Origin of the sequence: Streptomyces sp. NPDC097619 (assembly GCF_040302735.1) — a bacterium.
Lineage (GTDB): Bacteria > Actinomycetota > Actinomycetes > Streptomycetales > Streptomycetaceae > Streptomyces.
In genome coordinates, this window is sequence record NZ_JBEOSD010000127.1 from 1 (window position 1) to 25,057 (window position 25,057).

Below are 25,057 nucleotides of genomic sequence, written 5' to 3' on the forward strand. Positions count from 1 at the left end.
GGGGGTGGGCCCCCCCCGCCCCCCGGCGCCCGGGCCCGCGGGGCCCCCCCCCCCGGGGGGGGGGGGCCCCCGCCCCCGGGCCGCGCCCCCGGCGGCGGGGGGGCGGGGGGGGGCACGGCCTTCGTGCTCCGGACCGGGTCAGTCGGTGCCGGATTCCATGGCGGCGTGGTCGAGAGCGTCCGCGTCCACGGGCACGGCCTCGCCGTGGCTGCCGGCGGCGATCGCCTGGGCACCGCCGGGGGGCAGGTCGCCGATGAGGCCGCCCCAGGCGGTGAGCTGGCCCTGGGCGGCGTACTGCTCCAGCTTGCTGCGGGAGTCGGCGATGTCGAGGTTCCGCATGGTGAGCTGGCCGATCCGGTCGTCCGGGAAGAAGGCCGGGTCGTGGCTGCGCTCCATGGAGAGCTTCTCGGGGTGGTAGCTCAGGTGCGGGCCCTGGGTGTCGAGCACGGTGTAGTCCTGCCCGCGGCGCAGCCGCAGGGTGACGCTGCCGGTGACGGGGCTGCCCACCCAGCGCTGGAGGCTCTCGCGGAGCATGAGGGCCTGCGGGTCGAACCAGCGGCCTTCGTAGAGGAGGCGGCCGAGGCGGCGGCCCTCGCCGTGGTACATGGCCACGGTGTCCTCGTTGTGGATGGCGTTGAGGAGCCGCTCGTAGGCGATGTGCAGCAGGGCCATGGCGGGGGCCTCGTAGATGCCGCGGCTCTTCGCCTCGATGATGCGGTTCTCGATCTGGTCGGACATGCCGAGGCCGTGTCGGCCGCCGATGGCGTTGGCCTCCAGGACCAGGTCGACGGCGGACTCGAAGGAGCGGCCGTTGATCCGGACGGGCCGGCCGCGCTCGAACTCGACGGTGACGTCCTCGGCGGCGATCTCGACCTCGGGGTCCCAGAAGCGGACGCCCATGATCGGGGTGACGATCTCCAGGGAGGCGTCGAGGAACTCCAGGCGCTTGGCCTCGTGGGTGGCGCCCCAGATGTTGGCGTCGGTGGAGTACGCCTTCTCCGCGGAGTCCCGGTAGGGCAGGTCGCGCTCGGACAGCCAGGCGGACATCTCGTGGCGGCCGCCGAGCTCGGCGACGAAGGTGCGGTCCAGCCAGGGCTTGTAGATGCGCAGGCTCGGGTTGGCGAGCAGGCCGTAGCGGTAGAACCGCTCGATGTCGTTGCCCTTGTAGGTGGAGCCGTCGCCCCAGATGTCCACGCCGTCCTCGCGCATGGCGCGCACCAGCAGGGTGCCGGTCACGGCGCGGCCGAGGGGAGTGGTGTTGAAGTACACCTGGCCGGCCGAGCGGATGTGGAAGGCGCCGCAGGCGAGCGCGGCGAGGCCCTCCTCGACGAGCGCCTCACGGCAGTCGACCAGCCGGGCCTGCTCGGCCCCGTAGGCCCGACCGCGCGCGGGCACGTCGGCCAGGTCCGGCTCGTCGTACTGACCGATGTCGGCTGTATAGGCATAAGGGATGGCGCCCCGCTCGCGCATCCAGGCGACTGCGACAGATGTGTCCAAACCACCCGAGAACGCGATGCCGATGCGCTCGCCGACTGGAAGCTTATTCAGAACCTTCGACATGTATGCATCCTAGACCCGTTCCGGCCCGGCCCGACACGCATATCCGTGTGACGGACACGGCATCGGCCTCCGGCGCGCGGAACCGGCGGGTCCGCGCCACGGAACCACCCCGCGGAACCGCCGTGTGGAACCGCTGCGGGGAACCGTCGTTCGGAGCGGGACTCCCGGACCGGAGCGCGGGACCGGAACTCCGGACCGGGACCCCGAAGCGGCGCGGGGGTCTCAGCGGGCGAGGGAGGGGGCGCGCTCCGCGGGGGATCCGGCGGCGGGGCCCGGGGCGGGAGCGGTCGCGGCGGGGACGCGCCGACCCGCGGCGCGGCAGCCGACGCAGCCGGGGTGGCCGGCGCGGGCGGCCGTGTCGCGGACCCGCCAGGACCACTCCGTCTCCGGGCGGGGGCCACCGGGCTTGCCCCAACCCGCCAGGTGCAGGGCCCAGGTGACCAGGACGGCGACGACGGCGAGGGCGCCGCCCAGCCAGAGGCCGGGGGTCCGGTCCAGACAGAGGGAGGCTCCCCCGACCGCGGCGGCGAGCACGCCGAGGGCGGTGCCGGTCCAGCCCGCCACGGTGTGGCCGAGGTCGACGTGGCCGTGTGCGCTCATGGTGTCGCTCCCGTTCGCAGGGGCGGCCAGGCAGGATGAGGGCCGGGAGTCGTGGTGGACGCGGCGCCCGGGGTGGTGCACAGGCCGCTCGTCGCGAGATCTTTTATCTCACGAGCTAAGTAACTTAGATACTAAGGAGTCTCTGCGTGCAGGGCAAGACCCGCCCGGCGGCCACGGCCGTCGAGGCGATCCAGCGCATGGACGCGTTCGTGGCCCTCGGGATCGTGGGCCAGCAGGAGGTGGCCCAGGCGCTCGGCCTGAACGTCACCGACCTCACCTGCCTGGGGCACGTCCTGGGCGCGGGCGAGAACCCGCTCTCGGCGGGCGACCTGGCCGAGCGGGTCAACCTCACCACCGGGGCCGTCACCGGGGTGCTCAACCGCCTGGAGAAGGCCGGCTACGCGGAGCGCCGACCCGACCCGGCGGACCGGCGGCGGGTCCGGGTGGTGGCCGTCCCGGAGGCGGCGGCCCGGGTGGTCGCCCTGTACCAGCCCTTCTACGAGCGACTGGGCGCGGTGTTCGCCGACTACGGGCCGGAGGAGACCGCGGTGATCGCGGACTGGTTCACGCGCGCCGCGGAGGCGGCCCGGGAGCACCTGGAGTCGCTCCGCTCGGGCCGCCCGTAAGGGCGGCGGATCGGGGCGGGACCCGGGGCGGGGCGCCGCCGTGCGGGGTGGGAGGATCCCGCCGACGGTTCGGCACGAGGAGGCACGGTGGAGGGCGGTTCCCCGCACGATCATTCCGACTGGGACGCGGTGGTGTCCGCGGCGCGCGAGCGGGCCCGGGCACGGCAGGCGCTCATGGTCGAGCGCCACGGCCTGGCGGGCGACGTCCGTTACCACTGGTCGCTCGACGACGCCCGGATCACGTGGTCCCGCGCCGGGCGGGACTTCCTCACGGGTCGACTCACGATGATCGGCAGCGTGAGCGCGTCCCGGGGGACCTGGCTGTGGGCCTGGGCCCACCCGTCGCTGCCGGCCGCGGTGCTGGGCGACATCGAGCGGGTGCGCCGGTTCGGAGAGGCCAACGACTTTCCGGTGCTGCCGTGGCCGGGCTTCGACGCCGACCCCGAACTCGTCGCCGAGGCCCGCTTGGTCGCGGCCTCGGTGCTCGACGCGGAGGGCCTGTGGGCGGACTCCACGGACGAGGCGCGGCTGCACTTCGCGATCCACGATCTGAGGCCGGTGACGGAGACGCTGTTCTGACGGCGGGCCCGGTGCGGGGTCCGGCGGCTCCGGCCACCGGAGGCCGAGCCCCGGACCGGCACGCGCCCCGGAAGCACTCCCCCGCCCCCTCCGCATCACCGGCCGATCGCGGCCGGAATCGTTCGGCGGCTGTCATGGGGCTGCGTAGGTTTTCATCAACTCCCTTTGTGCGCAAGCAAGTTGGCCGAAAGGGCAACGGCACCCGGGGCCTCTTGTTGACACTTCCGGAAGTCCGGCCCGGCCGTCGCACCGCCCACCCTCCTCCGAGACACCTCCGGAAGGGCTCATTCCGGCCGTCGGGCGACTCCGGCGCGACCGCACGGAGCCGGGGCACGGATGGGACGCCCGAGGTCGCAGGCCCGGAGCAGTGGCCCCTTCGCACGGTCCACTAGGACGCCGCTTGCATGCCAATAGAGCGCCGCCGGCGCGGGCGACGCGCCGGAGCCAACAGGCCAATGTCACAACTGGCCTTGTTTTTGGCCTTGTTGGCCGATCAGACTCGAAGAGGAAGCACCGGATCCCCCCGGCACGCACCACGGAGCCCCGCGCGGGATCCGGCGTCCCTGACCGCCCGCCCCGTACGGGATTCCCGTACCCGGCCCCGGCGGCCCGGAACTCCGCACCGGCGCGATCCGGGCCCGTCCTCCCCTCATCGAGTCAAGGAGCCCCCATGGCCGACCCCGTGAACCAGGACGCCGAACTCCAGGACCTGGACCTGGACCTCAGCGAGCTCTCCGTCACGGTCCTGCGTGACACCGCCGCCCTCCCCGAGAACGGCGCCTCCTGGGGCTCCTGTTCCTGCCAGGGCTCCTCCTCCTGCGCCCAGCCGCAGCTGGACACCTCCCTCTGACCCCGACGCTCCGGGGATCCGGAGCGTCCTTGACGGGCCCCGCCCGACGGGCCCCCGCGCGGCCGACCACCGGCCGGCCGCGCGGACCCGATCACCGCGACGGGAGCCCGCGATGCCGCACCCAGCCCAGTCCCCCGCCCCCGTACGGTCCACGGCACCGGCGCCCGCCCCACCGCCCGCGCCCGATACCGATACCGGCACCGGCACCGGCACCGGCACCGCCCCCTACGCGCTGGTCCGTACGGCCGTCCTCCCCTACCCGGCGGAAGCCCCCGACGCGGCCCCGTTCCGCGCCCTCGTCGCCCGCCTCACGCGACTCGCCGCCCAGGAGGCCCGGCTGCGGGCCCCCCTCACCGACGACCTCCACGACTCCCGGCCCGAGCACGACGAACGCTTCCACCGGCAGGTCGTCCTGCCGTTGCGCCGCGACCTGCACAACGGACGCACCCCTCGCCCGGCCCTCCTGGCCCGGCTCGGCGACCTGCCCGACCGGGTGCCGCGCCTAGCCGACTGGCTGGAGCTGCACGCCGAGCGGGCCCGCCTGCTCGCCGCCCTGACCGCCGCCGCGCCGGCCGCCCTCGACGCCGAACGCGCGCTCCTCGCCGCCTGGTGCCGCTCCCCCGCCTTCCACCGCGCCGTCGCGCTCAGCGGCTCCGAACTCCTCGGCGCCGTCGCCCGCGCGGGCCGCGGGGACACCGGCCGCCGGGCCCGCAAGGCGGAACCCGCCGTCCTGCGGCAGGCGCTCCGCGCCGCCGCCAAGACCAGCCCGCTCACCTGGTACACCGCCGTCGGCTGGCTGCCGGGCGGGGCCCCCGGCACGGCGACGGACCGACCCGTGCCGCTGACCGCGGTGGTACGGGGGAACCGCACGCTGGTCACCGCGCTGACCGCCGCCCTCCTCGACGAGCCGCGCCGCCGCCGCGGCCTGCCGCACCGACTGTCCAGCAGCGTGGCCGGCGGCGCGGGCGCGGCCCGGTTCGCCCGCAGCGACGCGGTGTTCGGGGGCGGCCGGTACCTGATCACCCACGAGGAGGAGGTGGCGGTGGCGGCCCCCTCGGCCGCGCTGGCCGCCCTGACCCGCCTCACCACCGTGCCCGAACCCCTCGGCCGCCTCACCGACCGGCTCGCCCTGGCCCTGGGCCGGCCGCCCGGGGACCGGGCCGTGGCCGGCTTCCTGGACCGGCTCGCGGAGACCGGCCTGCTGGTGCCCGCCGCCCCCGTGGACCCCCAACACCCCCGCGCCCTCACGGCCCTCGCCGACTGGCTCCGCCGGTGGCCCGAGGACGCGGCCCTGGCCGCCCGCCTGGACCGGATCGCCGCGGACACCGACCGGTTCGGGTCCCTCCCGGCCGCCGACCGGCCGGAACGGCTCGACGCGCTCGCCGCCTCCTGGCGGCACCTCCTCGCCGACGCCGGACGGCCGGTGCCCGCCGACGCCGCACCCCTGACCGTGCTCACCGAGGACGTCCTCGCCGTCCCGGAGCCCCCTCGGCACCCTCGCCCCGATCGACCCCCCGTACCCCGGCCCGGACCTCGACCGGCCCCCAGCCCGGGGCCCGACCCGGGCCCGTCGGCCGGCGCCCCGCGCCCCCGGCCCGGAGGAACGGCGATCACCGTCCCGGGCCCCGGCACCGGACCGGGCTCCGCCGACCGCGAGGCCCTCACCGAACTCACGGCGCTGGCCGAGCTGTTCGACCTCGGTCACCTGATGCGGTGGGCCGCCCGGGACCGGTTCACCGCCCGCTACGGCATCGGCGGAACCTGCGCCGACCCCTGGGAGTTCGGTGCCGACACGGCCGCCGCCTGGGAGGACGCCACCCGGCTCGCCTCCCCGGGCGCCGCCCGCGGCCGACCGGCCCCGCTCGCCGCCCTCCTGGAGCTGCGCGAGGAACTCCTGCGGACCGGCCGCTCCCTCGGCGGGAACGGCACGGGCGCCCTCGCCCCGGAGGCCGTCCTCCCCCTGGCGGCCGTCCGCGACCTCGCGGACCGCCTGCCGCCCTGGACCTCCGCCCGACCGCTCAGCTACGCCTGGTTCCTCCAGTCCGACCCGGACTCCGGACTGCTCGCCGTGAACCACGTCTACGGCGGCTGGGGCCGCTTCACCAGCCGCTTCCTCGACCCCCTGGGCCCCGGACCCACCGCACAGGTGGCCCGGCAGCTCCGCCGGGCCCTCGGCCCCGGCACGAGGGCCGCGCAGATCAGGCCCGTCGGCGGGTTCAACGCCAACCTGCACCCGCTGCTGCTCCCCGACGAAGTGGGACCCGACCGGTACCGGACCTCCCTGTCGGAGAGCGGACTGGAGCTGTGGCACGACCCCGTCACCGAACAGCTCCGTTTCCGGGTGCGCGCCACCGGAGACCTCCTCGACGTGCTCTACCTCGGCTTCCTCGCCCCCGTGATGCTCCCTCAGCGGCTGGCCCCGTACCTCAACGACCACCCGGCCGGGATGGTGGACTTCCGGGGCCTCGCCCCCCGCGAGACGGTCCCCGCCCCCGGCGGCGAGGTGCTGCGCGCCGCCCGACTGCGCCACCGCCACCTGGTGCTGTCCCGGCGCCGCTGGCACCTCCCCGAAGGGGTGCTCGCCGCCTGGCGCGCCGACCTCGCCGCCGACCTCGGGGAGCCCCCGGTCGCCACCACGGCCCGCTGGCGCGCCCTGCTCGACCTGCCCGAACAACTCTTCCTCCACCCGGTGCCCGCCGGCGGCGGCCGCCCCGCCGAGGAGCTGGTCGCCCGACTCCGCGGCCCCAAACCCCAGGCCCTCGACCTCGGCAACGCCCTCCACCTGCGCTGCCTCGCCGGCTGGCTCGCCCGGCACCCCGGCGGCGTCGTCCTCGAAGAGGCCCTGCCCGCCCCCGGCGGTCGCCCCACCGCCCGCCACACCACCGAAACCGTCCTGGAGACCTACCGACCGGGGCGCACCCGGTGAACCGCCCGCCCCGCACCCCTCACGGAGGCAACCCGATGAACGCGCCGGCCCGCACCGGCCCCGCCGACCGGGCCCCCGCGCCCGGAGCCGCCCCGCGCGCGGCGCTCGACGTGACCGTCCACCACTACGAGGAGGCGAAGGCCCCGCTGCTGCGGGACACGGTCCTCCCGCTGGCCCGCCGGGCCGAGGCCGCCGGACTCGGGGCGCACGTCGAACGCCACTGGCGGTACGGCCCCCACCTGCGGCTGTGCCTGGAGGGCCCGCCCGGACCGGTGGCCGAAGCCGCCGAACGCGCCGCCGCCGAACTGCGCGCCCGGGTCGCCGCCCGCCCCTCCCGGTCCCCGCTCACCGAGGCCGAACTCCTCACCCGGGCGGCCGCCGCCGGACGCGCCGAGCTGATCGCCCCGCCGTACGGGCCGCTGGTGCCCGACAACACCGTCCGCGTGACCCCCGCCGACCCGGCCGCGACCGCCGCCCTCACCGCGCTCATCGGGGCCGAGGGCGTGCGGCTGCGCACCGCCCTGCTCCGTACCGGACTGGCCGCGCTCGCCGCGGGCACCGGCCGGCTCGGGGAGCGCGGCGACTCCGCCACCGCCCGGGTCGGACTGGCCGTCACCGCCCTGGCCGCGCACGCCTCCGCGCATCCCGGCGGGCTGATCGGCGGCCACTACTCGTACGTGTCCCACCTGGAGGACTTCCTCGTCCACGAACCGGACTCCGGCCAGGCCCTCCGCGCCGGCTTCGACCGGCAGTGGGAGAGCGCGGGTCCGCAGGTCACCGACCTGGTGGGCCGGGTCTCCGGCGGCGGGGCCACGGGCTGGGAGCGGGCCTGGGCCGACTGGTCCGCCGACGCCTGGCGGCGGATCGCGGACCGGCACGCCGCCGGCGCCGACCTGGGCGGGAACCCGGAGGAGTACCGGGCGCGGGCCGCCGCCCTCGGCGACCCCGCCACAGCGGACCGCTGGGACCCGGACCGCCGCACCCGCTTCAGCCCCTTCCACCGGCTCCTCGACCGCGCCGAGCCGGACGGCGGGCTGTGGCGCCGCCCCGAGTACCTCATCCACCGGACCGCCACCAACGCCCTGTACCGGCTGCTCGCGCTGTGCGACGTGCGGCCCCTGGAGCGGTACCTGGCCGCGCACCTGCTGGTGCGGGCCGTGCCCGGACTGACCGGGTACGACTGGCGGGAGCGGCTGGCGGCCGCCGCGGAACGGGCGGAGCGGGTCTCGTGAGCGGGGGCGGACGGCCCGCGGAACGCCTGCGGCCCGGGGTGGCCGTCACCCCGCTGCGGGCCGGACTGCACCTGCGGGGCCGGGGGGCGGGCGTGACGCTGGAGGGCAGTGCCGCCCTGCCCCGGCTGTGGGAACTGCTGGCGCCCCGGCTGGGCGCGGCCCCCGCCCCGGCGGAGGGCGGGGCGCCGCCCGCGCCCGCGGTGGCCGCCGCGCTGGACGCGCTCGCGGAGCGGCTGCGGGAGCAGGACCTGCTGGTGCCGGCCGACGAGGGGGCCGGGGCCGCGCCTTGGCCCGCAGCGGCGGCCGGCGATCCGGTGGCCGCCACCGCCCGGCTGGGCGCGGCGCGGCCCGTGGTGTCCGCGGCCGCGCCGACCGGGCCGCTGGCGGCGGCCCTGCTCAGGGCGTTGGCCGCGGCGGATGCCGTGCCGGAGGCGCGGACCGGCCCCGGGCTGCCGCCGGGCCTGGCCCTGGTGACGGCGGCGGGGCCGACCGGGCCGGTCGCCGTGGCCGTGGGGCGGACCGCCGACGGCGGGTTCGTGTCCGCGCCGGGCGCCCCGCGGGCCGTACGCGCCACCGCCCGCGCTCTGGCCGACCGGCTCCGGGTGCCCGGTCCGGGCCGGTCCGCCGGCGGGAGCGGCACGGCCGTCGGCACCGAGCTGTTGGCGGGGGCCGCGGCCCACCGGCTGCTGTGCGCGGTGGCGGGTCTGCCCGATCCGGCCGCGCACGAGGAGGACCTCCGGTTCGGGCTCCCGGGCGTGGCGGCCGTTCTGCTGACCGAGGACCGGCCGCCCCGGGCCGCCCACCACCCGTGGGCCCCGGGCGGCCCCGACGCCGGGCCGGCGCCCGGGGAGCCCGGCGGGCTCGCGGAGGCGCTGCGCCGGGTGTCGGTGCTCACGGACGCCCGGCTCGGAGCGTTGCCGGAGGCCGCGGCCGGGGCCCTGCCGCAGCTGCCGGCGGCGCTGGTGGCCTGCCCGGTGCCCTCCGGGATCCTGCTGGCCGGGGCGGCCCGCACGGACCTGGCCCGGCTGGAGGCGGCCTGCCGGTCCGCCGAACTGCACCTGGCGGCCGGGCCGGGCGCGCGCACCGGCCTGGTGGTCGGGGCCGGCGCCGGCCATGCCCGGGGTCGGGCCCTGCGGCGGGCCGCGCGGTACGGGCCGGAGGCGGGGGCCGCGCTTCCGGAGGAGGTGTGGCGGGAGCATCCGCAGGCCCGGCACTGGTGGCGGGTGCTGACCCGGCGCCAGGGCCGGCGGGCGGAGGTGACGGTGCGTCCGCTCGGGGACGGGGCGGCGTTCCTCGCGGTGGTCCGCGCGGAGCCGGTCGCGCCGGCCACCGGTCCGCTCCGGGTGGTGGCCCGAGCGGTGGAGGCGACCGCGGCCGATGCCGTGGCCTTCGCGGCGCTCGCCGCGGTCACCCGGACGATGGCGGCCCGGTCCGGGCGGGTCGGGTTCCGGCACACCGGGACGGGTGGCGCCGCGGCCCCCCTGGTCGCGGCGGGCGCCGGACCGGCGGGCCGGCGGGACGAGGGCTGGACGGACACCTGGCTGGCCGGGGTCGCGGACCGGGAGGCGAGGCTGCTGGCGGCCCTCGACGGGCTCACCGGACACCTGACCCGACCGGTGCCGACCGGTGAGCGCCCGCTGGAACGGGCCCTGGCCGCCAGCGGGTTCGCCGTCCTCTCGATCGGACCGGAGCCGGCGCCGGGCCGCCGGCCGCACCCCGACGGAGGAGAACGATGAGCACCACCGCCCCGCCCGTGCTCACCCCCGACGAGGCCCTCGCGGCGACCTCGGGAGCGGCCGTGGTCCGCCTCGACCGGTGGACGCTCGGACTGGCCGAACGGCTCAGCCGGCACGCGCTGGCGCACCCGGTGCGCTTCGTGCCGGTCCGGGAGGACGGGGCGGTCACGGTCGTCGGTCCGGTCCTGGAGCCCGCCGCCGCGGCCTGTCTGGCCTGCACCGAGTTCCAGCGGCTGGCCACCGCCGGCGGCCGGGTCCCCTGGCACAGCCCGAACCTGACCCTCGCCGGCACCGGCACGCCGGCACTGGCACCGGCGGTGTCCCTGCTCGCCGAGGGACTGCTCGCCGAGGGGCCGCTCGCCGAGGACCCCGAGGGAGGGGCGGACCGGGCGGCCACCGTGTACCTGGTGCACGGGGACCGCGGCACCTGGTCCACGCACCGGGTCCGGCCGGTGGGCGGCTGTCCGGTGTGCCGACCGCTGCCCGCCGACTCCCCCGACGCGGCCCCGACGTTGTCCGTACCGCGGCCGCTGCCCGATCCCCGGGTGCTGCGCGGGGCCGAAGGCCGCACCGGTGCGGCGGAGTTGCGGGACCGGCTGCACGACGACCGGTTCGGGCCGGTGCGCCGGCTGTTCCGCACCGAGGACTCGGCGTTCGCGCTGACCACGGCCTGGGTGACGGACGGGCGGCGGCTGGACGACGGCGGGTACGGGCGGGCCGGGGACTTCGACGCGAGTGAGCGGGTGGCCCTGTTCGAGGCGGTGGAGCGGCTGGCGGGGATGCGGCCCACCGGGCGCCGCACCGCGCTGCGGGCCTCCTTCGCCGAGCTGGGAGCGGCGGCCGCGGTGGACCCGGCCCGGCTGGGCCTGCCCGATCCGGCCTTCCACGGGCACCCGGCGAGCCCGACCGTGCCCTACTCCCCCGATCTTGAGCTGGACTGGGTGTACGGCCGGTCGCTGACCCGGGGACGGGCGGTGGCCGTGCCCGAGCACGTGGCCTACTGGGACGTGCCCGGTCCCGACCGGACCCGGGTGGTGTACGAGTCCTCCAACGGCTGCGGTCTGGGCAACAGCCCCGAAGAGGCCGCCCTGTACGGGCTGTTCGAGGTGGCCGAGCGGGACGCCTTCCTGATGGCCTGGTACGCGGGGGCCCCGCTGCCGCGGCTGGCCGTACCGGAGGAGGATCCGCTCGTCGCGGCCCTCGCGGACCGGGCGGCGCTGCTGCGCTACCGGTTGACCCTGCTGGACGCCACCAACGACCTGGGGATCCCCTCGGTGATCGCGCTGTGCCGGTACGAGGGGTCCCGGCCGGAGGCGCCCCGGGCCTTCCTGGCCGCCGGCGCCCACCACGACCCGCGGGTGGCGATCCGCTCGGCGGTGGCCGAGGTGGTCACCAACGTGCAGGACGCGGCCCACCGTCCGGCGGGACCCGGCGGCGCCCGCGACCCGGATCGGCTGCGGCCCCTGCTGGACCGCCCGGACCTGGTGGTCGGCCTGGACGACCACGTGGGCCTCAACACCCTGCCGGAGGCGCAACCCCGGCTGGAGTTCCTGTTCCCGGACGGCCCGTGCGCGCCCTGGACGGAACGGTGGCCGGGGGCACCGGCGCCGGTGGACGACCTGACCGAGCTGCTGCACCGGACGACCCGGGCGCTGGCGGAACTCGACCTGGAGGTCGTCGTCGTGGGGCAGGACGAACCCGGGATCCGGGACGGCCTGGGCCTGCACTGCGCCAAGGTGATCGTCCCCGGCACCCTGCCGATGACCTTCGGGCACGTGAACCGGCGCACCCTGGGGCTGCCCCGGCTGCTGGACGTGCCGTACCGACTGGGCCGCGTGCCACGGCCGTTGCGCCACGAGGACCTGCCCCTGCACCCGCACCCCTTCCCGTGAGGACCCCGTCATGACCCGCGTTCCGTCGCCCGGCTCCGCCCCCTCGCCCGCCGCGTCCCCGTCGGACGGGCGCGATCCGGCCGCCTGGCAGAGCCTGCACCTCGCCCTGCACAGCGGGGGCGCCGACGCCGACGCCTTCGTGACGGAGGCCCTGGCCCCGCTGCTGGACGGGGTCACCGCGGCGCCCGGGGCGGGCTGGTTCTTCATCCGGCACGGCGAGGGCGGCCCGCACCTGCGGATCCGCCACCGCGGGCCGGGGACGCCGGCCGCGGCCGATCTGGGCGTCGAACTCACCCGTCTGGCGGGCGGGTTCGCCGCCCTGGAGGGGCCGTGGCCGCAGCCGCACGGCACGGTCACGGCGGTGCCCTACCGGCCCGAGACCGAACGGTACGGGGGCCCGGCGGCGCTGCCGGTGGCCGAGGAGCTGTTCCAGTGGTCCACCGGGACCGCCGTGGAGGCGCTGCGCGCGGTGCCGGGCCGGGACGGCCGGCTGGCGCTCGCCCTGGACCTGGCCTGGGCCACCGCCCACGGGCTCGGTCTCGACGGCCGGGCCGGCTCCGGATGGCTGCGGCGGCACGCGGCGTCCTGGCGGTGGGTCACCGACCCGGAGCCGCTGCCCGGCAGCGCCGTGCACACCCGGGTCAACCAGGTGTTCGCCGGTCAGCGGAGGCGGCTCGCGGCCCGGGCCGACGGGCTGCGCGCGGCGCTCGCCGACGGCGGGGCCGCGCCCTGGCTCGCCGGGTGGGCCGAGCGGGTGGCGGCGGCGCACGCCCGGCTCGATCCGTTGGTGCCCGGCACGGACGGAGCGCCCCGGAGCGAGGCGGACCCCGAGCGGGCGGACCGGCTGCTGTGGGTGTGGGCCTCGCAGCTGCACATGCTGTTCAACCGGCTGGGCGTCACCCCCGACGAGGAGCGGGCCGTGTGCCGACTGGCGGCCCGCGCGCTGCTGGAGCCGGGCGGCGCGGACGGTCCGTCGGCCGGGGGGACGGCCGGTGGGGACGGGCGCGGGTTCTTCCCCTCGGGGCCCGGGGCGGCGGACCTGCGGTACCTGGAGGAGAGCAAGTTCCTGATCGGACGGCCCGAGGACGGCGCGCTGCGGGAGTTGCCCGCGCCGCGACCGCCGTCGGCCCGGCGGCTCGCCGCGGAACTGCCGCTGTCCGCGGATCCGTTGCCGGATCTGACGCTCGCCGAGGCGTTCCGGCTCCGGCGTTCGGCGCGCGGGCCGCTGACCGGGCCGTTGGCGGCCCGGACCTTGGGGGGCCTGCTGTGGTCGGCGTACGCCCGCAGCCACGATTCCCGGCGGGAGCTTCCGGACGGGTCGGTGCGGACCTCGCACCACCGGCCGTACCCGAGTGCCGGGGCCGCCTACAGCGTGCGGGTGCGGCTCGTGGCGCTGGGGGTGGACGGGCTGGCACCCGGTACGTACGCCTGCGTCCCGGAGCGACGGAGCCTGCTGCCGGTGGGACCGCCCCCTGCCCTGGCGGAGCTGAAGGCCTTGTCCTCGTACCTGTCCCGGCCCGCGGGTGATCCGGACGGGGTGGGGATCGACGGGGCACCGGCGGTCCTGGCCGTCCACCTGGACCTGGGGCTGCTGCGGCGCCGGTACGGGTTGCGGGCCTTGCGGCTGGGGCTGTTGGAGGCGGGGCACCTGACGCAGGCGCTGTTGCTGACGGCGGGGGCCTTCGGGGTGGCGACCCTGCCGTTGGGCGGGGTGCAGGACGATCTCGCGCACGAGGTGTTGGGGCTGGACGATCTGGAGGAGCCGGTGCAGTACCTGCTGCCGCTCGGCCTGGCCGGAGCCTGACCGGTGCTCGCGGGGCTCCGCCCCCCACCCCGCGTCCCCCACCTCGCGCCTCGCTCGCCTGCGGGGCCGGGGCTCCGCTCCCGTGCGGGGTCCGGCCTCAGTCCAGGCGGGCCGTCGGGGCGACCCGGTGGGCCTCCAGCGCGGGGTGGGTGAGGAGGTCGGCGATGAGGGGCTCGGGGCCGGCCACGTAGGTGCTCATGAGGTCCACGTCGCCGCCGAGGACCCAGGCCCGGTCCTCGGGCCACCACCGGTCGGGGAGCTCGGCGAACTCGTCGAGCTCCGTGGCGGGGCTGATCGCGTCGGCGAGGGGGCCGGAGAGGAGGACCTCCTCCCGGTTGGGGGTGGGGAAGCAGGGGATGCCGTCCCAGCCCCAGCGCCCGTAGCCGTGCCAGAGGCCGTACCAGACGCGGTCGGCGGTACGGGTGTGTCGGGCGAGGACGGGGAGGAGGGTGCGGGCCAGGTCGAGGGGGGTGGGGCCTTCGCCGGGGGGCTCGTCCCAGACGGCGGGGGCCGTGGGATCTTCGTCGTGGCGCTGGTCGCAGCGCTGGTGCCAGGCGACGCCGACGAGCTCGTGCCAGCGGGTGGTGCCGTCCACGGCGCGTCCGTAGGCGGCGCCCACGGCGTCCCAGCGGACGGGCCGCTCGTCCAGGCTCGCCGGGTGCAGGATCCGGGCGTAGGCGGGGTACCCGGTGGCGGTGTTTCCCTCGACGGTGGCGAACGGGCCCTGGTTCGGGCCGCCTTCGGCGATCCAGTCGGCGGCGGCGAGGCTGCCCGTGTGCACCAGGAGGCGGCCGTAGCGGCCCGGGGCGGGGTCGCGCTGGACCTGGCGGAGGTTCATGCCGCCAGTGTGCCGGGGGGCGGCCGGCGCGCGGTAAGGGTTTTCGCCGCGGCGCGCCGGGACCCGGCCAACACAGAGACCAATGTTCTCCAACCCGCTTGCCGGGCCGGCGGGCGGACGCTGTCATGGGCGGAGGAACGGGGTGCGGACGCAGGATTCTTCGGTGTCAGGTGCACCTGACCGAACGGGGATGACCATGTACGAACACGCCACCGAACGGGTGGCGCGCGCCGCCGGACCGGAAGCCGTACCGGGGACCGACGGGTGGGAGCAGGGGGCCGGGCCCGAGGCCTGGGAGCCGCGGGCCGAGCGGATCGTCTCCTGGCTCGCGGCGCGCGAGGAGGCCGAGCGCGGGCTGCTGGAGGCGCTGGGGCGGCCGCCGAGCCAGCGGGACGACACGGTGGCGCGGATGGCGGAGGCGCTGCGGGCCGCCGCGCAGGGGCTGGCGCTGCCCGCGGTTGCGGTGGCGGCCGGGGTGCCGGAGCGGATGCTGCGGGACTGGCTGGCCCAGGATCCGGCGTTCGCGGGGGCGTTGCGGGCGGCCGGGGCGCTGGCGGCGGGGCACGGTCTGACGGCCGCGGAGGAGGCCACTCCGGCACGGTTGCGGGTGGTGCTGGACGCCGTGGGGCGGGGCGCGGCCTGGCCGGTGGCGGCGGCGCTGGCGGGCATTCCGGTGCGGCGGTTCAACCGGCTGCGGCGCGGGACGCCGGGCGTGGAGGCGCTGTTGGAGGCGGCGCAGCGGCTGCGGGCCCGGACGGCCCGGGAGCGGACCGGCCGGGGGGCGCGGGGCGTTCCGACGGGTGAGGGGGCGGCGGCCGGGGAGGGCCGGTACCGGCTGGTGCGGCTCGACGACCCGCTGCTCTCGCCAACCGAGGACGGGTAAGTTAGGTTAGGCTCACCTAACTACAAATGAGCGGCGACCGGTCGCTCCGCACGAGGGGGACCTCCGGTCATGGACCTGTCCCGAGTCATGCCGTACCCGATGCCCGCAGAAGCCGAACTCCCCGCTTCCGACGCCACCTGGAACCTGGACCCCGACCGGGCCGCGCTCCTCATCCTGGGCCTCCAGCCACGCCTGCTGCACGCCTTCCCGGCGACGGCCGCCCCCGGGGCGGCCCTCCTCGCGAACGCGGCGGTGCTGCGCCGGGCCGCCCGGGAGCACCGCATGCCGGTGGTGTTCGGACACACCCCGGGGGACGCCCCCGGACCCGGCGGCCTCGTCCCCGAGCGCGGCGAGCACGTCATCACCTACGTCCGCGAGAACGCCTTCCTGCGCAGCCACCTCGGCCAGGTGCTCTCCCGCACCGGTCGCGACCAGCTGGTGCTGTGCGGGCTGTTCGCCGCGAGCGGGGTGCTGTTGACGGCCGCCGACGCCCGGATGCACGGGCTCCAGCCCTTCGTCGCCGCGGACGCCGTCGCGGACACCGACCCGGAGGACCACGCCCTCGCCCTGCGCTGGACCGCGGCCCGCTGGGGCGTGGTCCGCACCACCCGATCCCTCGTCGACGAAATGGAACGCCGATGACCAACCCACCCCCCTCCCCCGCACCGGAACCGGATCCGGGCCCGCACCCACGGGTGCGGGTCGCCGTGGCCGGGGCCAGCGGATACGCCGGAGGGGAGCTGCTGCGGCTGCTGCACCGCCACCCGGCGGTGGAGCTCGGCACCCTGGCGGCGCACTCCCGGGCCGGTCAGCCGGTGGCCGCCGCGCACCCGCACCTGGCCGCGATACCGCGGCTCGGGGACACGGCGTTCGCCGCCGCGGACCCGGCCGACCTGGCCGCGCACGAGGTGGTCTTCCTCGCGCTGCCGCACGGGGCCTCCGCGGCCCTGGCCGCGGACCTGCCGGAGGAGACGCTGGTCATCGACCTGGGGGCGGACTTCCGGCTGCGCGACGCCGCCGCCTGGGAGCGCTTCTACGAGGGCCCCCACGCGGGCAGTTGGCCGTACGGGCTGCCCGAGCTGGCGGGCGGCCGCAAGGAGCTGGCCGGTGCCCGTCGGGTGGCGGTGCCGGGCTGCTACCCGACCGCGGCGAGCCTGGCACTGGCCCCCGCCTTCGCGGCCGGACTCCTGGAGCCGGAGGCCGTGGTCATCGCGGCCAGCGGGACCTCCGGGGCCGGACGTGAACCCCGCGCCCACCTGATGGGCGCCGAGGTCATGGGTTCGGCCACCGCCTACGCCGTCGGCGGCGGGCACCGCCACACCCCCGAACTGGAACAGAACCTCTCCGCGGCCGCCGGTGAGGACGTCGCGGTGTCCTTCACCCCCGTCCTGGTGTCGATGCCCCGGGGCATCCTCGCCACCTGCACCGCCCGCCTGCGGCCGGGCCTCGACCCCGAGCGGGTGCGCGCCGCGTACGAAGCGGCCTACGCCGAGGAACCCTTCGTCCGGCTGCTGCCCGCGGGCCGTTGGCCCGCCACCGGCTCGGTCATCGGCTCCAACACCGCGCAGGTGCAGGTCACCGTCGACCCGGCCACCGGCCGGCTGATGGCCGTGGCGGCCGTCGACAACCTCACCAAGGGCACCGCGGGCGCCGCCCTGCAATGCATGAACCTCGCCCTCGGCCTCCCCGAGACCCTGGGCCTCCCCCTGGACGGAGTGGCACCGTGAGCGTGACCGCGGCACGTGGATTCGTGGCCGAGGGCCTGGCCTGCGGCATCAAGGACGGCGGTCGCCTCGACCTGGCGCTGGTGGTCAACACCGGCCCGCACCGGGCCGCCGCGGGCGTGTTCACCTCCAACCGGGTGCAGGCCGCCCCGGTCCGCTGGTCCCGGGAGGCCCTGACCGACGGCAGCCTCGCCGCGGTCGTCCTCAACTCCGGCGGAGCCAACGCCTGCACGGGACCGGAGGGCGAGGCCGACACCCGGCGCACCGCCGAGACCGCCGGCGCCTCCCTGGGGCTGCTCCCCGCCCAGGTCGCGGTCTGCTCCACCGGACTGATCGGGGTCCGCCTCCCGATGCCCGCCCTGGAGCGCGGGGTCGCCGAGGCCGCCGCCCGACTGGCCGGACCCAAGGACCCGGCGGGCGGCCTGCGCGCCGCCCGCGCCATCATGACCACCGACACCGTGGCCAAGACCGCCGTGACCGGCGGCGACGGCTGGACCGTCGGCGGCATGGCCAAGGGCGCCGGCATGCTCGCCCCCGGCCTCGCCACCATGCTCGTGGTCCTCACCACCGACGCCGAAGTGCCCGCCGACCGGCTGGACTCCGTCCTCCGCGAGGCCGTGCGCACCACCTTCGACCGGGTCGACTCCGACGGCTGCATGTCCACCAACGACACCGTGCTGCTGCTGTCCTCGGGCGCCTCCGGCACGGCCCCCGAGGAGGGGGAGTTCGCCGCGGCCGTGCGCGAGGTCTGCGCCGACCTCGCCCGGCAGTTGGTCGCCGACGCCGAAGGCGCCTCCAAGGAGATCCGGATCGTGGTGACCGGCGCGGACTCCGAGTCCGACGCCGTCACCGTGGCCCGGGCGGTGTCCCGCAGCAACCTCCTCAAGTGCGCCCTGCACGGCGAGGACCCCAATTGGGGGCGCGTGCTGTCCGCGGTGGGCACCACCGACGCCGTGTTCGACCCCGCCCGGCTCGACGTGGAGATCAACGGCGTCCGGGTGTGCCGCGACAGCGCGCCCGGGGAACCTCGGGAGAAGGTGGACATGAGCGGGCGGGAGATCACCGTGGCCGTCGACCTGCGCACCGGCCCGGAGTCGGCGGTGCTGTGGACCAACGACCTCACGGCCGCGTACGTGCACGAGAACAGCGCGTACAGCTCGTGAGCGGGCCGAGGCGCGCGCGGGCGCGGACCGTCATCGAGGCCATGCCGTGGCTGGAGCGCTACCGCGACCGGGTCGTGGTGGTGAAGTTCGGCGGCAACGCCATGGTGGACGAGGAGCTCAAGCGGGCCTTCGCCGCGGACGTGGTCTCGCTGCGCTACGCCGGGTTGCGGCCCGTGGTCGTGCACGGCGGCGGGCCGCAGATCAGCGCCCTGCTGCGGCGCCTGGACCTGGAGGTCTCCTTCGAGTCCGGGCTGCGGGTGACCACCCCCGAGGTGATGGAGGTGGTCCGGATGGTGCTGGCCGGGCAGGTGCAGCGGGAGATCGTCGGACTGGTCAACGAGCACGGCCCGTTCGCCGTCGGGATGACCGGGGAGGACGCCCGCACGTTGACCGCGGTGCGCCGGCCGGCCGTCGTGGACGGCCGCGAGGTGGACATCGGCCTGGTGGGCGAGGTGGTGGCGGTGGACCCGGAGACCGTCCGGGCCCTGCTGGACCGGGGCCGGATCCCGGTGATCTCGCCCGTGGCGCGCGGGGAGGACGGGCAGGTCTACAACGTCAACGCCGATCTGGCGGCGGCGGCCCTCGCGGCCGCGCTGGGCGCCGAGAAACTGGTGATGCTGACCGACGTGGCGGGCCTGGTGCCCGACTGGCCGCACGGGACCACCGTCGTGGACCGGCTGACGGCGGACGAACTGGACGCCCTGCTGCCCTCGTTGTCGGGCGGCATGGTGCCGAAGATGGAGGGCTGCCTGCGGGCCGTCCGGGGCGGAGTGGGCATGGCGCACGTGCTGGACGGGCGGATGCCCCATTCGCTGCTGCTGGAGGTGTTCGCCGAGGACCCGGTCGGGACCTGCGTGGTCCCGGGCCCGGTGCCCGGGGCGCGGCCGCCGGCGGGTGCCGCGGCGGCGGTCCGGACGGCGGAGCCGGTGGCGGCGGGAGGTGCCCGGTGAGCGGGCTGCGGGACCGGGCGCGGGCCGTGCTCATGGACACGTACGGGCCGCCCGGTCCGGCGCTGGTCCGGGGCAGCGGCTGCACCCTGTGGGACGAGGACGGTCGCACGTACACGGACTTCACCTCCGGGATCGCGGTGAACGCGCTGGGTCACGCCCATCCGGCCGTGGTGGCCGCGGTGGCCGGGCAGGCGGCCCTGCTGGGGCACGTGTCGAACCTGTACGCGGCGGGCCCGCCGGTGGAGCTGGCCGAGCGGCTGGTGGAGCTGGCGGGGCGGCCGGGGCGGGTGTTCTTCGCCAACTCCGGTGCGGAGGCGGTGGAGGCGGCGTTCAAACTGGCCCGTCGCACCGGTCGCGCCGGGATGGTGGCCGCCGAGGGCGGCTTCCACGGCCGGACCATGGGGGCGCTGTCGCTGACCGGTCAGCCCGCGAAGCGGGAGCCGTTCGGTCCGCTGGTGCCCGGGGTACGGCACGTGCCGTACGGGGACCTCGGGGCGCTGGCCTCGGCGGTCGGGCCGGACACGGCGGCGGTGGTGCTGGAGCCGGTGCAGGGAGAGGCCGGGGTGCGTCCCGCGCCGCCGGGCTACCTGCGGGCGGCCCGGGAGCTCACCCGGGAGGCCGGGGCGCTACTGGTCCTGGACGAGGTGCAGACCGGCATCGGCCGGACCGGGCACTGGTTCGGCCACGGGGCGGAGCCGGGCGTGGACCCGGACGTGGTGCTGTTGGCGAAGGGGCTGGGCGGCGGGCTTCCCATCGGGGCCGTGCTGGCCTTCGGTGAGGCGGCGGAGCTGCTGGGGCCGGGTCAGCACGGGTCGACCTTCGGGGGCAATCCGGTGGCGTGCGCGGCCGGTCTGGCCGTGCTGGACACGATCGCCGGGCAGGGGCTGCTGGAGCGGGTCCGGGTCGCCGGGGAGCGGTTGCGCGCCGGGTTGGAGGGGCTCGGGCACCCGCTGGTGCGGGAGGTCCGCGGCCGCGGTCTGCTGCTCGGGGTGGAGTTGTCCAAGCCCGAGTCCGACCGCATCCAACGGGCCGCCCTGAATGCCGGGTTCCTGATCAACGCCTGTGGGCCCTCGGTGCTCCGACTGGCGCCGCCGCTGGTGGTGTCCGACGCCGAGCTGGACGCCTTGCTGCAGCGGCTCCCGGGGCTCCTGGACGGCTGATTCGGGCCGCTCGGACGGTACGGCGGCCCCCGGCGGAAGCCGGGGGCCGCCTTTCGGCCTGCCCTGAGCAGGTTTCCTCAACAACCCTTCCGATCAGGGGATTTGAGGTGTTACGGGGGCCCCGCACGGGCTCGCGGGGGCGACTTGACACTCCCCCACCGATCGGTGATGTTAGGCCAGCCTTACCTAAGTATCCGGGTAAGTCCGAGGAAGGATGGGCATGTCCGCACCACATACGCGTTCCGCGTCCGGGGACCTCTCCCCCGCCGTCACCGACCTGGTGGGCATCGGCTTCGGCCCGGCCAACCTGGCCCTGGCGATCGCGGTGGCCGAGCACAACTCCGGGCAGGAACCGGCCGGCGGCCTCCGGGCGACGTTCCTCGAACGCCAGGACACCTTCGGCTGGCACCCGGGCATGCTGCTGGAGGGCGCCACCATGCAGGTGTCCTTCCTCAAGGACCTGGTCACCCAGCGGAACCCGGGAAGCCCCTACAGCTTCCTCCAGTACCTCCAGGACCACGGGCGGCTGGCGGACTTCATCAACCAGAAGACCTTCTTCCCCACCCGGATCGAGTTCCACGACTACCTGCGCTGGTGCGCCGAGGACTTCACCGCCCAGGTGTCCTACGGCACCGAGGTGACGGCGGTGACGGCGGTGACGGCGGCCGGCGCCGGGGACGGCGGAGCCGACGCGGACGGGCCGGCGCAGTTCCTGGACGTGCGGCACCGCCCGACCGGGGACCCGAAGGCCGCCGGCGGCGTGCTGCGCACCCGCAACGTCGTCCTGGGCACCGGCCTGGTGCCCCGCCTCCCCGAAGGGGTCCGCGGCGGCCCGCACGTCTGGCACACCAGCGAGCTCCTGCACCGCACCCGCGAGCTGACCGCCGTGGCCGCCGGCGCGGACGCCCCCCGCCGCTTCCTCGTGGTCGGGGCCGGGCAGTCCGCCGCCGAGGCCGCCGACCACCTGCACCGGACCTTCCCCGGCGCCGAGGTCTGCGCCGCCTTCTCCCGCTACGGCTACAGCCCCGCCGACGACAGCCCCTTCGCCAACCGGATCTTCGACCCGGCCGCCGTGGACGACTTCTTCACCGCGCCGGAGGAGGTCCGGCAGCAGTTGCTCGGCTACCACGCCAACACCAACTACTCCGTGGTGGACGCGGACCTGATCACGCAGCTGTACCGGACCGTGTACCAGGAGAAGGTCTCCGGCGCCGCCCGCCTGCGGATCCTCAACGCCACCGAGGTCGTCACCCTCACCGGGACCCCGGACGGCGTCCGGGCGACCGTGCGCTCCCTCATCGACGGCACCGTCACCACGCTCGACTGCGACGCCGTGGTATACGCCACCGGCTACCGGGCCCCCGACCCCCGGGACCTGCTCGGCCCGCTGATGGACGAGTGCCTCACCGACGGCCGGGGCCGCCTCCGGATCGGCCGCGACCACCGCATCGCCACCACCGCCCGGCTGCGCGCGGGCATCTACCTCCAGGGCGCGGGCACCGAACACACCCACGGCCTGACCTCCTCCCTGCTGTCCACCCTGGCCGTCCGCGCCGGGGAGGTGTGCGCCTCCCTGCTGCCGGGCGGGGCCGTGGCAGCGGCCCCCGACCGCCGGGAACCGCTCGCCGCCACCGCCGCCCGCCCCTCGGGAATACGGAGCTGACGCATGTCCGCCACGCCCTCCCCCGTCCCGTCCGTCCCCTCCCCGCGCAGGCCCGGCGTCCCCGACGGGGTGCCGCTGACCGCCGCCCAGGCCGAGTTCCTGGCCGCGCAGCGCGCCGCCCCCGGTTACGCCGGGCACAACGTCGGCCAGTACGTGGAACTCGCCGGCCCCGTCGACACCGAGGCCCTGCGCGACGCCGTGGCCGCCGCCCTCGACGAGGCGCCCTGGCTGCGGTTCCGGCTGCTGCCCGGGAACGACGGCCCCCGCCAGTCCCCCGTCCGCGAACCGGGCCGTCCCCGCCGCCCCGCCCTGCTGGACACCTCCGGCGCCGCCGACCCGGTGGCCGCCGCCCTCGGCCTGGTCCGCGGACAGCTCGCCTGCCCGCCCCGCCTGGACCTCCTCACCGACCCGCCCGCCCCCGGCGACGTACCCGACCTCGCGGGCAGCGTGCTCGTCACCGTCGGCCCCGAACACCACCTGCTGGTGCAGTTCTTCCACCAGCTCGCCGTCGACGGGCACGGGCTGGCCCTGCTCAACCACCGGATCGCCGAGCTGTACACGGCCGCCGTCCGCGGCCGCACCGCCGGCCCCTCCCCCTTCGCGCCCGTCACCGCCCTGGTGGAGGCCGAGAGCGCCTACGCCGCCTCCGCCGAACGGCGCGCCGACCTCGCGGCCTGGACCCGGCACCTGGCCGGCACCGCCCTGCCGGTGCCGCTGCGCGGCCGCAGCGCCCCGCCCGCCGACACCGCCCTGCGGCACTCCGTCGTCCTCGGCCCCGCCGACACGGCGGCCGTGGAGGCCGCCGCCCGGGACGCGGGCGTCACCTGGGGCGAGGCCGTCCTCGCCGCCACCGCCGTGCACACCACCGCGGCCACCGGCGCCGCCGAGGCCCTGCTCGCCGTCTACGCGGCCGCCCGCACCGCCCCCGGCACCCTGCGGGTGCCCGCCGCCGCCGTGAACATCCTCCCGGTGCGGATCGCCGCCGGACCCGCCGACACCTTCCGGGACCTGCTGGGCCGGGCCGCCGCCGAGACCGCCTTCCTCCGCCGCCACCAGCGCGTCCGCGGCAGCGAGGTGGCCCGCGCCGTGTGGCCGGCCCACACCGGCACCCGGGTCCCCGGCCCGCTGGTCAACCTGCGCCCCTTCGACACCGAACTGGACTTCGCGGGCGTACCGGGCCGGGTGGTCAGCCTGGCCTCCGGGCCCGTGGACGAACTCGCGGTGTCCGCGGCCAGGACCCCCGAGGGCCTGCTTCGCCTCGACCTCGACGCGAACCCCGCCCTCTACCACCCGGCCGACCTGGCCGGCGCCGCCGCCGGGTTCACCGCGCTGCTCGCCGGATTGGCCCGGCAGCCCGGCACCCGGGCCGGCCGCATCGCGGGCGCCACCCACGCCGGGACCGGCGACCCCCGCGGCACGGCCCCGACCGCCGAGGCCCCGGCCGCCGCCCCGGACGGGCTGCGCGCCCTGCCCGGCCCGGCCGCCGACCGCGAACGCGGCCCCCTGACCCTGCTGCCCGCCGCGCACCGGCTCCGTACCGCCCCCGGCCCCGCCGAACGGGCACGCGAGGCCGTCCTCCTGGAGGTCCCGGCGGGCCTGCGCACGGCCCCGCTGCGCCGTGCCCTCGCCACCCTGGCCCGCCGCCACCCGGCGCTGCGCACCGCCCTGCACCGGAGCCACGGCGTGTGGAGCCAGGAGGTCCGGGCCGCCGCCGCGGCCCCCGCCGTCACCGATCCCGCCACCCTGCGCCGCTACCCCGTCGCGGGCCTGACCCCCGCCGCCCGGACCGCGCTCGCCGCCCGGGCAGCCCGCACCGCGGGCGCCGCCCTGGACCCGGCCGGCGCGGCCGTGCTGCGGGCCGCCTGGTTCGACGCCGGCCCCGAGGAGCCCGGGCGCCTGCTGCTCGCCGCCCACGCGCTCAGCGTGGACGACGTCTCCTGGCAGCTGATCCTCACCGAACTCCCTTCCCTGTACGGCTGGTTCGCGGGTGTCGGCAACCGGCCCGAGGGCTTCCCCGAAGCGGGCGGCCTGACCGCCTGGGCGGCCGGGCTCGCCACCCGCGCCCAGTCCCCGGAACGCGTCCGCGAACTGCCGCACTGGCGGGAGCTGGCGGCCGGACCGCCCGGCCGGGACTGGCCCCGGGCCGAGGGCGGGCACGACGTGGTCACGGAGTTCGAGGTGCCCGCCGCGGGCCCCGGACCGCACCCCGTGGACGTGGCCCTGCTCACGGCCCTGGCCCGGACCGCCGCCGGTCGGCCCCGGCTCCACGACGGCGGCGCCCTGCCGGTGGAACTGGAGCTGCCCCGCCCCGGCGACGCCCCCCGCACCGCCGGACGCCTGTCCACCGTGCACGGGGTCCGGCTCCCACTGGCCCCCGCAGGCCCCGCCGACGTGCGCGAGGCGCTGCTGGCCGTACCCGACGGGGGCCGCGGCCAGGAGCAGCTGCGCCACCTCAACCCGCAGACCTCCGCCCTCACCGCCGGGGCCCCGGGCCGCGGCGTCGCCTACCGCAGGCGGGCCGCGCTCCGCCCGATCCCCGCCACGCCCGGCTGGGGTCCGGCCCCGGTCGCCGAACAGCCCGGCCCGGGCGCCCTCGGCGAGGAACCCCCGCTGCACGGCCCGTTGGAGCTGACCGCGACCGTCGCGGCGGCCCCCGGCGGCGGACACCGGGTCACCGTGCGGTGGCGCTGGCACCCGGCGCTGTTCGGCGCCGCCGAAGCGGCCGAGCTCTCCGCCTCCGCGACGGAGGCCGCGGCGTTCTTCCTCACCCCTCACCCTGACCAACGTCCGCAGGGCAGGTGGACTCGGGAAGGACGCGGCGCGGGCCGAACGCCGGGCGCACGCGCTGGCCGCAATCGACCCCGACTGGAA

The 25,057-nt window shown here is 77.3% G+C and carries 19 protein-coding genes; 16 read left to right on the plus strand and 3 right to left on the minus strand.

Annotated features, from left to right (window positions below; translation table 11 throughout):
• Positions 1 to 138 precede the first annotated feature (138 nt).
• Together argG and ABTZ17_RS27525 are read right to left on the minus strand one after the other, a co-directional pair.
• Complete coding sequence (gene argG / locus ABTZ17_RS27520; protein WP_352198427.1) at positions 139 to 1,560, minus strand: argininosuccinate synthase; 1,422 nt, start codon at positions 1,558 to 1,560, stop codon at positions 139 to 141.
• A gap of 222 nt (positions 1,561 to 1,782) precedes the next feature.
• Entirely contained in the window at positions 1,783 to 2,160 is a 378-nt protein-coding gene (locus tag ABTZ17_RS27525; protein ID WP_352198428.1) for an HGxxPAAW family protein, read from the minus strand.
• Positions 2,161 to 2,306: 146 nt separating this feature from the next.
• Between ABTZ17_RS27525 and ABTZ17_RS27530 the strand changes: the two genes are divergently transcribed.
• The 8 genes from ABTZ17_RS27530 (at position 2,307) to ABTZ17_RS27565 (ending at position 13,805) form a co-directional block, all read left to right on the plus strand.
• On the plus strand, positions 2,307 to 2,786 hold the full coding sequence (locus ABTZ17_RS27530; protein WP_352198429.1) for a MarR family transcriptional regulator: 480 nt from the start codon (positions 2,307 to 2,309) through the stop codon (positions 2,784 to 2,786).
• Between the two features lie 87 nt (positions 2,787 to 2,873).
• On the plus strand, positions 2,874 to 3,365 hold the full coding sequence (locus tag ABTZ17_RS27535; protein ID WP_352198430.1) for a DUF6882 domain-containing protein: 492 nt from the start codon (positions 2,874 to 2,876) through the stop codon (positions 3,363 to 3,365).
• A 670-nt stretch (positions 3,366 to 4,035) separates the two neighbouring features.
• Positions 4,036 to 4,215, plus strand: a complete 180-nt coding sequence (locus tag ABTZ17_RS27540; RefSeq protein ID WP_352198431.1) for a thiazolylpeptide-type bacteriocin — start codon at positions 4,036 to 4,038, stop codon at positions 4,213 to 4,215.
• Positions 4,216 to 4,327: 112 nt separating this feature from the next.
• Positions 4,328 to 7,141 (plus strand): lantibiotic dehydratase, encoded by a 2,814-nt coding sequence (locus ABTZ17_RS27545; protein WP_352198432.1) that lies wholly within the window; start codon positions 4,328 to 4,330, stop codon positions 7,139 to 7,141.
• Positions 7,142 to 7,176: 35 nt separating this feature from the next.
• Positions 7,177 to 8,373 (plus strand): hypothetical protein, encoded by a 1,197-nt coding sequence (locus ABTZ17_RS27550; RefSeq protein WP_352198433.1) that lies wholly within the window; start codon positions 7,177 to 7,179, stop codon positions 8,371 to 8,373.
• Positions 8,370 to 10,109, plus strand: a complete 1,740-nt coding sequence (locus ABTZ17_RS27555) for a hypothetical protein (RefSeq protein ID WP_352198434.1) — start codon at positions 8,370 to 8,372, stop codon at positions 10,107 to 10,109. The genes ABTZ17_RS27550 and ABTZ17_RS27555 overlap by 4 nt, the downstream gene beginning before the upstream one ends.
• Positions 10,106 to 12,001: a TOMM precursor leader peptide-binding protein gene (locus tag ABTZ17_RS27560; RefSeq protein ID WP_352198435.1), complete on the plus strand. Its 1,896-nt coding sequence runs from the start codon at positions 10,106 to 10,108 to the stop codon at positions 11,999 to 12,001. Before ABTZ17_RS27555 ends, ABTZ17_RS27560 begins: the two co-directional genes overlap by 4 nt.
• Positions 12,002 to 12,011: 10 nt before the next feature.
• Positions 12,012 to 13,805 (plus strand): thiopeptide-type bacteriocin biosynthesis protein, encoded by a 1,794-nt coding sequence (locus tag ABTZ17_RS27565; protein ID WP_352198436.1) that lies wholly within the window; start codon positions 12,012 to 12,014, stop codon positions 13,803 to 13,805.
• A gap of 97 nt (positions 13,806 to 13,902) precedes the next feature.
• Here the strand turns inward: ABTZ17_RS27565 and ABTZ17_RS27570 are convergent, their stop codons facing one another.
• Complete coding sequence (locus tag ABTZ17_RS27570; protein WP_352198437.1) at positions 13,903 to 14,643, minus strand: hypothetical protein; 741 nt, start codon at positions 14,641 to 14,643, stop codon at positions 13,903 to 13,905.
• A gap of 190 nt (positions 14,644 to 14,833) precedes the next feature.
• Here ABTZ17_RS27570 and ABTZ17_RS27575 point away from each other — a divergent pair, with 190 nt between their 5' ends.
• From ABTZ17_RS27575 to ABTZ17_RS27610, 8 genes are all read left to right on the plus strand, one after another.
• Positions 14,834 to 15,526, plus strand: a complete 693-nt coding sequence (locus ABTZ17_RS27575; RefSeq protein WP_352198438.1) for a hypothetical protein — start codon at positions 14,834 to 14,836, stop codon at positions 15,524 to 15,526.
• 69 nt (positions 15,527 to 15,595) lie between these two features.
• Positions 15,596 to 16,168 (plus strand): isochorismatase family protein, encoded by a 573-nt coding sequence (locus tag ABTZ17_RS27580; RefSeq protein ID WP_352198439.1) that lies wholly within the window; start codon positions 15,596 to 15,598, stop codon positions 16,166 to 16,168.
• Positions 16,165 to 17,253: an N-acetyl-gamma-glutamyl-phosphate reductase gene (gene argC / locus ABTZ17_RS27585; RefSeq protein WP_352198440.1), complete on the plus strand. Its 1,089-nt coding sequence runs from the start codon at positions 16,165 to 16,167 to the stop codon at positions 17,251 to 17,253. The genes ABTZ17_RS27580 and argC overlap by 4 nt, the downstream gene beginning before the upstream one ends.
• Entirely contained in the window at positions 17,250 to 18,413 is a 1,164-nt protein-coding gene (gene argJ / locus ABTZ17_RS27590) for a bifunctional glutamate N-acetyltransferase/amino-acid acetyltransferase ArgJ (RefSeq protein ID WP_352198441.1), read from the plus strand. Before argC ends, argJ begins: the two co-directional genes overlap by 4 nt.
• A 41-nt stretch (positions 18,414 to 18,454) precedes the next feature.
• A complete protein-coding gene (gene argB, locus ABTZ17_RS27595; protein WP_352198445.1) occupies positions 18,455 to 19,363 on the plus strand; it encodes an acetylglutamate kinase in 909 nt (302 codons plus the stop codon).
• The gene (locus ABTZ17_RS27600; protein WP_352198442.1) at positions 19,360 to 20,523 is read left to right on the plus strand and encodes an acetylornithine transaminase; all 1,164 of its coding nucleotides are present in this window, start codon (positions 19,360 to 19,362) and stop codon (positions 20,521 to 20,523) included. Before argB ends, ABTZ17_RS27600 begins: the two co-directional genes overlap by 4 nt.
• A 220-nt stretch (positions 20,524 to 20,743) precedes the next feature.
• Positions 20,744 to 22,186: a lysine N(6)-hydroxylase/L-ornithine N(5)-oxygenase family protein gene (locus ABTZ17_RS27605; protein ID WP_352198443.1), complete on the plus strand. Its 1,443-nt coding sequence runs from the start codon at positions 20,744 to 20,746 to the stop codon at positions 22,184 to 22,186.
• A 3-nt stretch (positions 22,187 to 22,189) separates the two neighbouring features.
• Positions 22,190 to 25,057: condensation domain-containing protein (locus ABTZ17_RS27610; protein WP_352198444.1), on the plus strand; the 2,868-nt coding region annotated here is incomplete at its 3' end.